Origin of the sequence: Vreelandella titanicae, assembly GCF_014697095.1 — a bacterium.
GTDB lineage: Bacteria > Pseudomonadota > Gammaproteobacteria > Pseudomonadales > Halomonadaceae > Vreelandella > Vreelandella titanicae.
The window spans coordinates 2,184,003-2,197,856 of sequence record NZ_CP059082.1 but is presented as its reverse complement, the minus strand read 5'-3'; the positions used below and the strand labels follow the sequence as shown (position 1 = coordinate 2,197,856).

Here is a 13,854-nt window from a genome sequence, read left to right as displayed (position 1 = left end):
CCTCACCGAGGTAAGGATGCCTCGTTAGCGTTATTAGTGTTGCTATAGCTGTTGGCTTCCCAGGCGAGCGCCGCCTCCCGACCACGGCGCTCGTTGACCCTGGCGCAAATCAGCATCGCGATAACGAACAGGGCAACACATAATAGAATAGACGCTTGCAAACCAACCAGCGTCTGCAACACCCCCAGCATGACGATCCCCAACACCCCTGCCAACTTATTCGCCAGCCCCCAGAAGCCGAAGAACTCGGCTGATTTCTCCAAGGGTGAAAATAGCCCCACCAGAGCCCTGCTGGCAGATTGGCTGGAACCCAGGCTAAGCCCCGCCAGGCAGCCGACTATCAAAAATACGTACTGTGCCTGCCACTGCAGGTCAAACTGCCCGTTTACCCACTGCGTCATCTCCGGCGTTGCCCAGATAGCAATAATCGCCAACACCCATAGCGCCAGGGTCATTTGGTACGTTCGCTTGGCACCTAGCTGATCCTGTATCCAGCCAAACCCCAGAGCCCCTGCTGCAGCGGTCACTTGGACAATAATAAACATGATATTACGTACGCTTTCATCCCAGCCGATCACTTGAGCACCATAAATAAAGGCGAACGCGATGATGATGTAGACGCCGGCCATCGAGAACAGCAGTGAAATCAAAAATACCGTCAGATCTTTAAAATAGCGCAGCTCGTGAAGGGTGGTGGTGACGCGGTTCAGGGCAATATGCCGATAAGAGACGCCACGGGGCTGAGGGGTGCCTCGCTCTTTTAGCCATAAAAACGTAGGAATAGCGGTAATCAGAAAAAAGCCGGCCGCAAAGGGCCCCACCCAGCGTATGCGCTCAAAGTTTTCCGCGCTGGCCTCGCCTAGCACCACCAGGGTAAAACCTGCCGCAAACAGTCCACCGATGTAGCCGAGCGCCCAACCAAAGCCAGAAATTTTGCCCAGCGACTGCGGCGGCCCAAGTTCAGGTAAAAATGCAGCAATAAATGACTCCCCCATGGAGTACGCGTAGTTAGACAGCACGATCAATAACAAGCCGATAACGACATAGCCCGGCTCAACGAAGTAGAGCATGCCCGTAGTGACCACGGTGGCGAGATAACTAATCAGCAGAAAGCGTTTTTTCTCCGCCCGGTAATCCATCACCGCTCCGCACAACGGCGCGGTAATCACCACCATTAGATAACTAATCGCCAGGGCCAGGCTCCACAAAAAGTTGGCCAACCGGAAATTATCGCCCCGATCCCCCACAATGACTGTGGTGAAAAGCTCGCCAAATACCACGGTAATAATCAAAAGCGTGTAGGCCTGGTTGGCAAAATCAAACATCGCCCAGCCGAAAATTTCTCGACGCGATGCGTAGCCATCCGTCGCCTTAGCAGTGTTAGCAGGCAGCATTAGTTTTCTCTCACAGGGGAAGCCGTAAGGCTAGCAGATAGAACCGCCAAGGCGCCACGGCTTGCGTTGGCAGATTAGAGATGACAGCCGACCAGCGTTGCTCTAAGTTTGATTGATTGATCAGTAATACGGATAGAACTGCGATGGGATTAGCCCAGCCATCTCTACGGCCAGTGTACCGACAACCCTTAACCAGGTTGATGGCCACGCTATGCCTCTGGCTGGCAATCGTCGCAAGCGGACAGGCTGATGAGCCCGACACCTTGGCGGCATTAACCTTTATTACTGAAGAGTACCCGCCCTATAACTATATCGATAATCAGCAATTAACCGGGATATCGATTGATTTGTTGGAGGCTATTTTTGCAGCGACAGAAACACCATTAAGCCGTAATGACGTCCGTCACTACCCTTGGATTCGCGGCTATGAGCTGGCGCGCAGCCAACCTAATACGGTGCTATTTTCCACTACGCGTACGCCCTCAAGAGAGGTCAATTTCCACTGGGTGGGGCCGATTGCTCAAGACCGGGTCGTACTGCTAGCCCACCGCGACGCACCGATTGTGGTTGATTCTTTGGCTCAAGCGATTGATCGCGGCCTGACCGTAGCGGTCATTCGGGAAGATATCGGTGCCCAGGCACTGTTGGAAGCTGGCTATCCTGAGCACTTACTCGTATCCGCTATTGATAACCGAAGCGCACTCAATATGCTAACCCGCGGGCGAGTTGACCTATGGGCTTACAGTCAGAATGTGGCTGGCTGGATAGCGGAGTCAGAAGGTTATCCTAAAGATATTTTAACCCCCACACACACCCTCAGCGAATCTTCGCTATACTTTGCCATCAACAAAGCCACGGATCCACGTCTGGTAGCGCTGATGCAGCAGGCCTTAAACAGGGTGCAAGCGGGACGAGTCGAGAGGTAGTTGACGATGGCTAACGACCTAACTCGCCGATGGCAATACTGCATGGGCGTTGCCCTGATCACCGTTATCGGTAGCTGCAGTCTGCCACTTCATGCGATGCCGCTGACGATCAATACCGAAGAGTATCCACCGTTCAATTATTCGGACGACCAAGGGCAAATAATCGGTAGTGCGACGCGACTGCTACGTGATGCGCTTCGCCAAGCTGACATAGAGGCTAATTTTCGGCTGCTGCCTTGGGCACGCGCTTACACCGAAGCACGCTTAAGGGAGAACCATTGCGTCTACTCCACCACCCGCACCCTTGAGCGTGAAGCGCTGTTTCACTGGGTGGGGCCACTGGTCGACAATGAATGGGCAGCGTTCAGTTTAGCCGAGCGTGGGCTCAATGTTGATTCACTTTCCGGGCTGAACGCTTGGCGAGTGGGCAGTTTTAGGGAAGATGCCATAGGCGATTACGTCGCTGATAGCGGCATTAATGTGCTACTTGCTCCTTCGGAGCGAGAAAATATCGCGCGTTTAAAGGCGGGGCTACTAGATGTGATTGTGACAGGCAAAGCAACCGGTGAATTTATGGCACATGAACAGGACATCGCGCTAGCGCATTTATTTACTTTTTATCGCGCACCGCTTTATCTCGCCTGCCACCTCAACGTTTCGAAAGCACTGCTGGAGCGACTGCAAGCCCAGCTGGATGCCCTGCAGGGGGAGAGCCAGTGATAAGTCCCCGCCCTCGCTTTCCTATGTTGACCACTGGCGTCGCGCCTAAAAAAGGCAGCCTGACCACTAAGCAAGCGCTACTCACCCTGCTCATTGCTATGCTGATTAGTGGTGTAGCAGGAAGTATTGAACTTCTCAGCCACGCTACCAATATGCGCCAGGAAACCGAGCAACGCATTACTCAACAGTTGGCGGTCGTTAACGGCGCCGCAGCAGAGGCCGCTTTCCAGCTTAACCCCGACCTCGCCCACCAAATCGCCTATGGGCTATTTAATGCTGACGAGGTCGCATGGGTGTCGATTCGTGACGATTTTGGGCGCGCTCTGGCTGAATTTGAGAGGCCAAAACAGGCTGATTCGACTTGGCTCAGCCAATATTTATTTGGCGATATACTGCACCACCAAACCGACCTCGCCTACTACATGGGCAGCGACATGCCGGAAGCGGTCGTCGGCGAGATTGAGCTGATGCTGGCAGAAGGCTACTTAACCCAGCAGTTCCTCGCGCGTATTTACACGGTGGTCGGGGTGAGTATTTTAGAGGCGTTTATTTTAAGCCTAGTGGTGATCGCTTTTTTTCATCTATTTATTACTCGCCCATTGCTCAAGGTACACGCAGCTATTGCCCAAACCGATCCCAATCGTCCCGGCCAGTGGCCCAAGCCAATGTTGCGAGGACATCAGCATGATGAGTTAGGGCATCTGGTGGATAGTTTGGATCATTTGTTAAACGCGTTTCAGCAAGGCTTGGAGCAGCGCGACCAGCTCCATCATCTCTCTAATATGGATGGCTTGACGGGCGTGGCGAACCGACGCCACTTCGATGAGTTTTATCAACAACACTGGCACTTGGCGCAGCAAACCCAGCAGCCGCTATCGGTGATTTTTATCGATATCGATAACTTTAAGGAGTTTAACGATCATTATGGGCACGCCATGGGCGACGACACCCTGCGCGCCGTAGCAAAAGCGCTCAATCAGTGCATTGCCCCCGCCAGGGATTTACTCGCCCGCTACGGCGGCGAAGAATTTGTCTGTGTACTGCCAGGTCAGGATCATGACGACGCTGTGGGCGTTGCCAACTGCTTGCGCGAAGCAGTGCTGTCACTGGCCATTCCTCATGCTTTTTCAAGCACCCATTCAGAGCTTACCGTTAGCATGGGTGTTGCCAGCATGTCGCCCGGCTTATCAATTAGTGCTGAAGCGCTGATTGAGCGTGCCGACCAGCACCTTTACCACGCCAAACGGCTGGGCCGAAACCGGGTCGAAACACGCAAACGCCCGGCATAAAGCCGGGCGTTAAGCCGGGCGTTAAGCACACATATTGCACAGAGCTGGTACTTTAAAGCAGCCAGTGAGCGGCCACAGCAGCCAGACCAATGATCATCGCCGTTAGCACCGCTACTGTGACTACCCTATCTAGCCAGCGATCGAAAGCAACTCCTTTAGCCTGCCGTCGTGTCGCTCCATGGCGCCCTTGCCGCGCCATCAGCATTTTCGCTTCATGTGTCGCTGCTCCCCAACTACCTTGCCCCGCAATCGAAAGCTTGGTTACTTTTTATTAGTGCTGATGACTGATGCTAACTATTAATGCGCCGATTGACCACACTCGGTGCACGGCGCAAGCGCTCTTCTTCACCTAACAGCTCGGCTTCAAAGGCGTCCGCACCCACCGGCGTTTCGCCATGGCGGCGATAAAGCTGCGTTAGCATCGCCTTGCGGTCGGCGCGTAGTTCCTGAACTAATACGAACACCATCATATACAAGATAAAGGTGAACGGCAGTGCCGACAGCACCGAAGCCGATTGCAGCCCCGTTAAGCCACCTGAGGCAATTAACGTCAGGCAAATAGCGGCGATCAGCACACCCCAAATGACGCGCTTATAGAGCGGCGGATTGATCGAACCATTATCGGTCATTTGCGCCACGATATACGAGGCCGAGTCAGCGGAGGTGACCAGGAAAATAAAGATCAGCAGCATCGCAACGACCGACAGCACGCCGGTAAAGGGCATCAACTCAAACATCTCGAACAGTGCGACGGTTATATTATCCTGGGTTGCGGCAGCAAGACCGATATCGGTACCGTTCAACTCCATGTGCAGCGCCGCGCCACCGAATACGCCAATCCATAAACAGGCCAGCAGCGGCGGTACGAACAGCACCCCAAACACATACTCTTTGATGGTACGACCCCTTGATACCCGGGCAATAAAGGTACCTACAAACGGCGACCAGGCAATCACCCAGGCCCAATAGAAAATCGTCCAGTTGCTTGCCCACTCATTATCACCATAGGGAGAAATGCGCAGGCTCATGCCGATAAAATTCTGCAGATAATCGCCAATCCCCACCGTGATGGTCTCTAATATCGCCACGGTGGGGCCAGTGAACAGCACATACAGCATCAACCCGATACATAAAATCATATTAAGGTTAGAGAGGCGTTTAATGCCTTTATCCAAACCCGACCAGGTAGAAGCCATATAGGCGCAGAACATCACGAAAAGAATCACAAACTGCCAGAAACCGTTCTCCGGCAGGCCAAACACAGCGTTTAAACCGCCATTCATCTGCAGCACGCCTAACCCTAACGAGGTAGCCACCCCCATTACGGTGGCGACCACGGCAAATACATCCAGCCAGGAAGCGTAAGGACGAATTTTAGGATTCTTAGCCGTTATCGATGACAGTACGGACGACACCAGTCCTGCCTGCCCTTTTCGGAACTGAAAATAGGCAATGATCAAACCGACAATCGAGAAAGCTGCCCACTGGTGTATCCCCCAGTTAAAGTAGCTGTATTGAATAGCGTAGCGGGCGGCCGCTTCGGTTTCGGCGGTTCTGTCGCCATAGGGCGGCTCAATGAAGTGAAACATGGGTTCCGCCATGCCATAGAAGACCAGTCCGACACCAAAGCCTGCGGCCAGCAGCATGCTGATCCACGAAAAGAATGTATAGTTGGGTCGACTGTCCTGGGGGCCTAAGCGCACCTTGCCATACTTGCTTAGCGCCAGACCAAACAGAAAAATGACAAAACCAAAAACCGAAAATAGATAAAACCACCCGAATAGCCCGGTAACAGTAGTCAGTGCGCCCTCTGCAACGTTGGCAAATCCTTCAGGAAATGACGCCCCCACAACTACCAAGCCAAAAATAATCACCACCGATGCGATGAATACCGACTTGCCTCCATGATTCGCCATATAACCGTCCTGTTAAATGAGCTCTGTTTAGGTAAGCACTGCGTATTAAGCGCATGCTTGTACAACTAAACTTGCCTTGTACAGCTTAATGGTAACAGTTGAAAAATCTAATCGCACTGTGGCCAAGCAGTGAACTTGCTAGAGCTACTGTGTTCCAATGGGTGCGAATAACCGATGGAGGCTCTCATGCCACAGATGAATCGCGACCAACGCAACGCTGCATGGCAAGCGGCTAACCAATGGCGCGCCCGTGCTGCGCAAACTCAACCCAGCGGAGTGGCGGGCAGCTTGAAGCTGCTGCTCACGTGGCTGGCGTTTGGCGCGTTAATGATAGTCGGCGTGGTACTCGGCCTGTTTTTCCTGCTGATTGGCTGGGCAATGATGCCGTTTATGCGCCATAAAATGAAAAAGCGTATGGAGCAGATGCGCGCCCAGCAGGCACAGGATATAGGTGGGGGATATTCTCAAGGGCATTCTCACGGACATGCTTCCCCGCATACGTCTGCGCAAAACCGTCCTGGTCATCAGGATGTCTTGGAAGGCAGCTATGAAGTTAAAGATGATCGTTAATTAACCCGTTAGTCACTTTTTCGCGCCACCTAGTGCCGTATACTTTGTTACAGCGGCGCGTAAACCCAGGTAAATGCCGCGGCCAAGGTCAGCGGCATAACGACCAGACTGCCCAGGTTACCAATCAGCACCAGCGAAGCCACTTTTTGTGGCGCCAGCTTATACTGCTCTGCGACCAAGTAATTCAACACCGCAGGCGGCAGTGCCGCAAATACCAGCAGCACCGCCGCCTGAAGCGCATTTAGTGGCAGTAGCCACATCAACGGCAAAGCAATTACTAATCCGGAAAGCGGACACAGCACCGCCCCCAGTATCCCCATACGCCAATCGCTAAAGTCGATCTCCAAGAGCCGCACCCCTAACGCAAACAGCATTAGCGGAATACATACCCCGCCTAGCATATGCATCGCCTCCAGCAGCCAGCCAGGCAGCGGCAGGCCACTGATATTCACCGCTAAACCCGCCAGACTCGCGAGTACAATTGGCATGCGCAGCATTCGCCATAGCGAAGTGCGCGGGTTAAGCATGTAAAGCCCCACCGAAAAGTGCAGCAGCATTTCAACGATAAACACCACCACCGCCGCAGGAAGCGCCTCAGCACCAAATGCCAACACCAGCAGCGGTACGCCCATATTGCCCGCATTGTTGAACATCATCGGCGGAAGGAAGATTTTGCTATCCAGCTTTAGCCACTTTGCCAGCGGCCAAAGTACAAGCCCCGACCCCAGCACTACTGCTATCGCTGCCGTGGCCAGCCAGGCGTACTCAGCTAACGGCGCTTGCCGGTCAGCCAGCACGGCGAACACCAATAGCGGAACGAACAGCTCCATGTTGAGGGTATTGAGACTGCGAATATCCGGTGTACGGTAGCGCCCATAGGCTGCGCCACAGCCAGCGATTAAAAATACTGGCAATAGCGTGGCCAGAATATGTCCAATCATACGGACCGCCCAGCCCTATTCCTTGTTATCACTGTTGCGTCCTGGTTACCGTCTGACTAGCGGTTATCGGCGGTGGAAGGTTCAAGAAAGCGCTGCCAGAGCGCGGTGACTATATCGCGATGCGCACGGAATTCCTCACCATCGCTGAGTGCTTTCTGACCGGTGAGCGCCGCTCGGTGCGTAGCGCTGCGATAAGCCAGATAAGCCTCGCGAAGACGCTCTGCCTCTTCAGCTGGTAAGTGCCCACTCTCGGTCAGGCTCTCTAGAATGCGGATATTATCGCTGTAGGTAAGTAACGCAGGCGTTTGGTGAGCAAGCGCTAACACCGCGTATTGGCAGAGAAACTCGATATCCACCATACCGCCCGCATCGTGTTTGACGTTAAAGGTATTGCTGGTGGTTTTACTGCCCAGATGGTCGCGCATTTTCTGACGCATCTTGACCACCTCTTCGCGCAGTGCAGCTTTATCTCGCTCACCACCTAGAATATCGCCCCGTAACTGACTGAATTTCTCGGCCAGCGAATCGCTACCCGCCACCACCCGGGCGCGCACCAATGCCTGGTGCTCCCAGGTCCAGGCATTCTGACGCTGATACTCGGCAAAGGCTTTAAGCGATGTCACCAATAGTCCTGAATTACCCGAAGGCCGCAGGCGCATATCCACTTCATACAGCGTGCCGGTGGGCGTTACCGCGGTGAGCAGGTGAATAATACGCTGTCCCAGACGGGTAAAAAACACTGGCGTATCAATGGGTCGTGGACCATCAGTTGTGCCCTGACCATCGCTATCGTGAAGGAAAACAAGATCTAAATCGGAGCTGTAGCCCAGCTCAATGCCGCCCAGTTTGCCGTAACCAACGATCAGAAAAGCCGCTTCCCCGGCATTCAGCCCCTCAGGAACACCGTGCTTGCGGGTAATATGCTTCCACGCCATCGCCAACACGGCATCGAGAATGACTTCGGCGATATAGGTTAAGTAATCGCTTACTTTCATTAGATGCCGAGTACCCACGATATCCGACGCCGCTACGTGCAGGGTTTGAGCGTGTTTAAAAACGCGCAATGCCTCTAGCTGGGCCTCTTCATCATCCTCTGGCAAACGATTCAGCGTTTGGCGCAGCTCATCGGCAAGGCGCGCTTTATCGGCGGGGGTATACAGCGTTTCTGGCGTCAGCAGCTCGTCGAGCAGAATGGGATAACGCGACAGCTGTTCAGCTATCCAGGGGCTCGCGGCGCACAAGCGCATCAGGTGTTCGAGCGCCTGGGGGTTTTCGCGCAGCAGCGCAAGGTAAGCTGTACGCCGCAGTACGGCCTCAATCAGCGGCTGTACCCGTTCAAGCGCGGTATCCGGTGCTTCATTGCCCGCCACCGCATCCAACAGCAGCGGCATTAACGCATCCAAGCGCTCGAAGCCAATCCGCTGCATGCTTTGCACTTGCCGAGAATGATAAAGGCTATGCAGCCGCTTCAAGGCTTTTTCTGGCTCGTTAAAACCCGCCTCGGCCAGGTACGCGCTGGCCTCCTGCACTTCTAACTCGCCGCGCCAAATAAGCCGCCACTGAGCCAAGCCAAGCTGGCTATCATCGTTGGCCTCATCGACATCCTCTTCGGGGTCGGCAATCACGGCATCAAAGTGTTGGCGCACCCGCTCGCGCACTTCGTCAAGCTGGGCTATCAACCCCGGCCAATCTTCATGCCCCATGGCGAAGGCTACCCGTTCACGATCAGCATCATCGCTGGGCAAGGTCTGTGTCTGACGGTCTTCCAGTGCTTGGAGAGCGTGTTCGACATCGCGCAGAAAAGCATAATCAGGCAGCAGCTCATCGACCACTTCCTGCGGCAACAGGCCCAGCTCGGGCAAACGATTGAGCGCCGTTTTTAGCGATGTCACCTGCAGCTCCGTATCGCGGCCGCCGCGAATCAGTTGGAACGCCTGCACGACGAACTCAACCTCACGAATGCCGCCGGAGCCAAGTTTGATATTGCTCTGCATGCCTTTGCGCTTCACTTCGCGGTTGATCATCGCTTTCAGTTCACGCAGCGACTCAATGGCGCCAAAATCCAGGTATTTGCGATACACAAAGGGGCGCAGCCCGGCCAACAGCTCATCGCCCGCGTCCAGATCCCCCGCGACCGGGCGCGCCTTGAGCATGGCGTAACGCTCCCATTCGCGGCCTTGATCCTGGTAGTAGCTAGAGAGCATGGCAAAACAGCCCACCAGCGGCCCGCCGTCGCCCAAAGGCCGCAAGCGCATATCGACACGGAAGGCGAAGCCATCGGCGGTCATGGCATCCAGGGCGGCAATCAGCTTTTGCCCCAGCTTGGTAAAGTATTCCTGGTGCTCTAACGGTTTGCGCCCACCTTGCGTCTCACCTTTTTCAGGGAAGGCAAAGATCAGATCGATATCGGAAGAGAGGTTCAGCTCCCCAGCACCTAGTTTGCCCATACCCAGAATCACCAGACGCTGGGGCGTGCCGTCTTTACGTGGGGCAGGTAAGCCCCAACGCGGCGCGTAAAAACGTTCAAGCCAGGTTAATGCCGCTTCCAAGCATATTTCGGCAAGCTCAGACACCGCCGTGGCGGTACTCCACATGCTATGGCCAGAGGCACGGTTAAGGTCACGCCAGATAATCCCCAGCATACGCTTGCGACGAAAACGGCGGATTACCCGCTGCATCGCCTCTTCGTCTTCGGCACTCTCAAGTGACTCACTCAGCCAGCTAGCCAGCTCATCTCGACCTGGGTTTACGTCCAACTCACCGGCAATATCCAACTCGGCCAACCACTGGGGGTAGCGAACCAAGGTATCCAGCGCGAAGGTCGAGATGGTCAATACTTTAGCAAGCGCCTCGCGACGCTGCTCCGAAAGCCCTTGCCAATTACTGGAAGGCAATTCCTGCTTGGTCATCTCGGCGACATTATCGGCTTGAGCAAGCGCCTCGCGTAGCCGCTTCCAGGCGGATTGGGTGGCGGTATGTAACGACGCTGGCAGCGTCGACAACGGTAAGAAATCGTCGTTCACTTGCATAACTACCTCGCTGACAGCGCGTCAAAAACGTTCGCTTTCAATTACCTGCTTAGCTAAAGAATTTTTCCCAGCCCAATAGCCCCCAGGTAAGCCCGGCCATGATCAGCGACAGCATCACCGCCGCCGAACCAATATCCTTGGCCCGCCCTGAAAGCTCATGGTGCTCGGTACCAATCCGATCCACCACGTTCTCAATCGCACTATTAAGCAGCTCCACTATCAGTACAAAAAACAGACTACCCACTAGCAGTAGCCAACTGATAGGTCCTTCACCGATCCACCAGGCAAGCGGCAGCAGTACTACCGTAATGCCGACCTCTTGACGGAAAGCCGCCTCGTTTCTGAACGCCGCTTTCAGGCCTTTCCACGAATAGCGTGTGGAGTGAACCAAATGTGTTAAACCGGTATGCCCAGGTTTCATGCAGATCGCCTCACCTTGTGAGCGTAGAGTTTGTTCAATTCGCTAACATCATTGCTTCTAGATCCTGTGACAACGGATCCAGCACTTCAGTCCAGCTTAAATAAGGCGTACTGCCGTTACCATTGACCATGACACTAAACACCCCCCAGCGCCCTTGCGCAGTGCGAAAATAGCCCGCCGCGGCGCGTACTGCAAAAGGTTGGTTAAGCGTGCCGGTTTTGATCATGACATTGTTTTGAAACGTGGAGGAACCTCGCCGAATGAAGCGCATTACCCCGTTAGCGGGTGACTGAAAGGCCGCCACAAAGCTGGGAAACAGGCTACTTTGACGAAACATGTCCTCCAGCATTACGTTAACGCCCTGGGCCGATGTGCGGTTTTCAGTGGTCAGTCCGCTACCACTATACAATGTTAACGGCCCGTGCCCGGGCAGGCTGTGGGCGTAAGTTTCAATCGCCTGGCCCGCCTGGCGTAGCTGTGCCTGGGGTGTCTCGACGAGATCCAGCGCCAGCACATCGGCCATATAGTTATTGGAGTAGTTCATGATGCGCAGCAATAGCTCTTGCAGTGGCTGGCTGTCCACCGCCGCCAGACGCTGGGCGCTGCTAGGCGGCTGAGACGAGCTAACGCGCCACGCTTCGCGCACCTGTATACCCGCCTGGTTCAACATGCCCATTAGGACTTGCGCGGTTGTTTCGGCGGCATCCCCTGCGCCACGGTAGACATCGCGTGCAGTGGCATTGGTGGAGATCTGCCCCGTCAAGCGCATCACGTCGCCACGCTCATCGGTAATTCGTTCAGCGCTAATCTCAGTACCGCTATTGGCGGGGCGGGTGATTACTTGGTTATCAATGGTGATCAGCGACGTCTGGCTATCGCATAGCCCCACTTGGGCGGGCTCACCCGCGTTCGTCGCTGGTGCGACATTAACGCACCAGCTACCAAAGTTAACGCCAGCTGAGGAGAGCGGCGCGCTATAGGCATTGGCAACCCGAGTCAGGGCATTACAGCGATCCGTGGTAATACAGTCCACTGACCCAAAGCGCCACTGGCTGACCACCAACGCCCCCTCTACCTCACGCACCCCGGCTAAGTGCAAACGCTGCACCAAGCGCCAAAGGTTCTCAGTGGTTAGGCCCGGGTCCCCGCCGCCCTCAAACACCAAGTCACCGCGTAACACCCCATTTTCAATGCTAGCGGAGCTGACCAGTTGGCTGGTAAAGCGGTGCTGGGGGCCAAAACGGTTTAGCGCCGCCGCCGACAAGTAGGCTTTAGTGACCGAAGCGGGCGACAGCTGTCGATCCGGGGTGATGCTGCCCAACAACGCATTGGCGCCTGCATCGGCATCCAAAAGGCGTGCTTCCGCGCTAATCGAAAAGCCTTTGCTCTGCAGTTGGCCCAGGCGATTGAAATCGGCGAACAGACTGGTGCTGGCACACAGCGCCAGTGTGGCTACACCTGTCACCAGCGACCAGCGCTGCATGCGCTTAACAGCAAAAAAACACCCCATTACAGCTCCTCAATGCACATTCATTTTTGAAAACATTTGCAGCATGACCACGCCTGCTACTATCAAACTAATTCCTATCACCGCCGGCAAATCAGGCTTTTCACCGAATACCACTATGCCGACCAAGGTGACCAGCACAATGCCCAGGCCTGCCCAAATCGCATAGGCAACCCCTACCGGCAGCGTGCGCAGCACCAGGCTGAGCAAATAAAAAGCTAACCCGTAACCCACTACCACCACCACGCTGGGTAGCGGGCGCGTGAAGCCCATGGAGGCTTTTAAGGCGCTCGTGGCGATCACTTCGGCCACAATCGCCAACACCAAATAGACAAACGTCATGTTCGCTCCAACTCAACGCATAAACGCCACAGAACCTGGCCACTCTGAGCATACTTAGCTTCGAAAGGGGTTAAATAGTCCCCTTTAGGCGCAATTTCAGTCACCGCTGCTTGTTTGCCGGTTACCTGTGCCACTGCCAAAGCAAACTCTTCAACGTAGAGGGACCAGTTGGAGCGCAACTCAAGATACCCGCCAAGCGCCAACAGTGTGGGTAAAACCGCATGGCCATGCCAGCGCATTTTTAGGTGCCCCGCCTTGGGATAAGGGTTCGGATAAAGGAGAAAGTGATACTCTGGCGCCCAGCCAGCCTGATAGGCCAAGCGCCAAAAGTCGACCAGATCCGCTCTTACCAGCAGCGCATTGTCAGGCAACTGGCCGTGGTCGCGCCCCAAACGATCCTCGCTGCGATCCACGCCGATTACCGCATGGGCAGGGAACTGCACCGCCAGTTGGCGGGTCGATATCCCCACGCCACAGCCCGAATCGAGTATCAACGGTGCCTGACGGCCCACGAACCACTCTGCCGCCAGGGCGAAACTGCGCTGCGTGTGTTCGGCGATTGGTTTACGTAGCGGATGCGTTAACGCTCGGCTCACTCGTCGGGCGAGATCCTGATGTGGGCCTGGCTGATTAGAAACCACTGGTCGAGAAGTATGCTGCATGCCATTACTCGGCTGAAAAGCGTGATTCTATCAGTCTCGAACGCTCGCGGCATGACGCCGTTGCTCAGCCGGTGCTATGATCACGCATAACGTGCTTCTTAGCGTACTTATTAAGCGCATGGTACTAGGCATCATAT

The 13,854-nt window shown here is 54.8% G+C and carries 12 protein-coding genes; 4 read left to right on the top strand and 8 right to left on the bottom strand.

The window, feature by feature from the left end; genetic code table 11:
* Positions 1 to 2 precede the first annotated feature (2 nt).
* Positions 3 to 1,394: an MFS transporter gene (locus HZS52_RS10080; RefSeq protein WP_190374676.1), complete on the bottom strand. Its 1,392-nt coding sequence runs from the start codon at positions 1,392 to 1,394 to the stop codon at positions 3 to 5.
* Between the two features lie 200 nt (positions 1,395 to 1,594).
* On the opposite strand from HZS52_RS10080, the gene HZS52_RS10075 reads away from it, so the two are divergent.
* From HZS52_RS10075 to HZS52_RS10065, 3 genes are read left to right on the top strand one after another with little or no spacing between them, the layout of a single operon-like run.
* Complete coding sequence (locus tag HZS52_RS10075) at positions 1,595 to 2,320, top strand: substrate-binding periplasmic protein (protein ID WP_223828111.1); 726 nt, start codon at positions 1,595 to 1,597, stop codon at positions 2,318 to 2,320.
* A gap of 6 nt (positions 2,321 to 2,326) precedes the next feature.
* Positions 2,327 to 3,040, top strand: a complete 714-nt coding sequence (locus tag HZS52_RS10070) for a substrate-binding periplasmic protein (protein ID WP_022522088.1) — start codon at positions 2,327 to 2,329, stop codon at positions 3,038 to 3,040.
* Positions 3,037 to 4,329 (top strand): GGDEF domain-containing protein, encoded by a 1,293-nt coding sequence (locus HZS52_RS10065; protein WP_022522087.1) that lies wholly within the window; start codon positions 3,037 to 3,039, stop codon positions 4,327 to 4,329. Before HZS52_RS10070 ends, HZS52_RS10065 begins: the two co-directional genes overlap by 4 nt.
* A 290-nt stretch (positions 4,330 to 4,619) precedes the next feature.
* Here HZS52_RS10065 and HZS52_RS10060 read toward each other — a convergent pair whose 3' ends face one another.
* The gene (locus HZS52_RS10060) at positions 4,620 to 6,245 is read right to left on the bottom strand and encodes a BCCT family transporter (protein ID WP_009287453.1); all 1,626 of its coding nucleotides are present in this window, start codon (positions 6,243 to 6,245) and stop codon (positions 4,620 to 4,622) included.
* Positions 6,246 to 6,431: 186 nt separating this feature from the next.
* On the opposite strand from HZS52_RS10060, the gene HZS52_RS10055 reads away from it, so the two are divergent.
* Complete coding sequence (locus HZS52_RS10055; RefSeq protein ID WP_041159402.1) at positions 6,432 to 6,815, top strand: hypothetical protein; 384 nt, start codon at positions 6,432 to 6,434, stop codon at positions 6,813 to 6,815.
* A gap of 47 nt (positions 6,816 to 6,862) precedes the next feature.
* Here HZS52_RS10055 and HZS52_RS10050 read toward each other — a convergent pair whose 3' ends face one another.
* Genes HZS52_RS10050 through trmB form a run of 6 tightly spaced genes read right to left on the bottom strand, consistent with a single transcriptional unit; the run spans position 6,863 to position 13,717 of the window.
* Positions 6,863 to 7,756 carry an AEC family transporter gene (locus HZS52_RS10050; protein WP_190374675.1) on the bottom strand — a complete coding sequence of 298 codons (894 nt, stop codon included), beginning with the start codon at positions 7,754 to 7,756 and terminating at the stop codon, positions 6,863 to 6,865.
* A 56-nt stretch (positions 7,757 to 7,812) separates the two neighbouring features.
* Positions 7,813 to 10,785: a bifunctional [glutamate--ammonia ligase]-adenylyl-L-tyrosine phosphorylase/[glutamate--ammonia-ligase] adenylyltransferase gene (glnE, locus tag HZS52_RS10045; protein ID WP_009287455.1), complete on the bottom strand. Its 2,973-nt coding sequence runs from the start codon at positions 10,783 to 10,785 to the stop codon at positions 7,813 to 7,815.
* A 49-nt stretch (positions 10,786 to 10,834) separates the two neighbouring features.
* Positions 10,835 to 11,206 (bottom strand): diacylglycerol kinase, encoded by a 372-nt coding sequence (locus HZS52_RS10040; RefSeq protein ID WP_022522083.1) that lies wholly within the window; start codon positions 11,204 to 11,206, stop codon positions 10,835 to 10,837.
* 34 nt (positions 11,207 to 11,240) lie between these two features.
* Positions 11,241 to 12,716: a D-alanyl-D-alanine carboxypeptidase/D-alanyl-D-alanine endopeptidase gene (gene dacB, locus HZS52_RS10035; protein ID WP_027958632.1), complete on the bottom strand. Its 1,476-nt coding sequence runs from the start codon at positions 12,714 to 12,716 to the stop codon at positions 11,241 to 11,243.
* Between the two features lie 9 nt (positions 12,717 to 12,725).
* Entirely contained in the window at positions 12,726 to 13,055 is a 330-nt protein-coding gene (locus tag HZS52_RS10030) for a DMT family transporter (protein ID WP_022522081.1), read from the bottom strand.
* Positions 13,052 to 13,717, bottom strand: a complete 666-nt coding sequence (gene trmB, locus HZS52_RS10025; protein WP_009287456.1) for a tRNA (guanine(46)-N(7))-methyltransferase TrmB — start codon at positions 13,715 to 13,717, stop codon at positions 13,052 to 13,054. The genes HZS52_RS10030 and trmB overlap by 4 nt, the downstream gene beginning before the upstream one ends.
* Between the last annotated feature and the right edge of the window lie 137 nt (positions 13,718 to 13,854).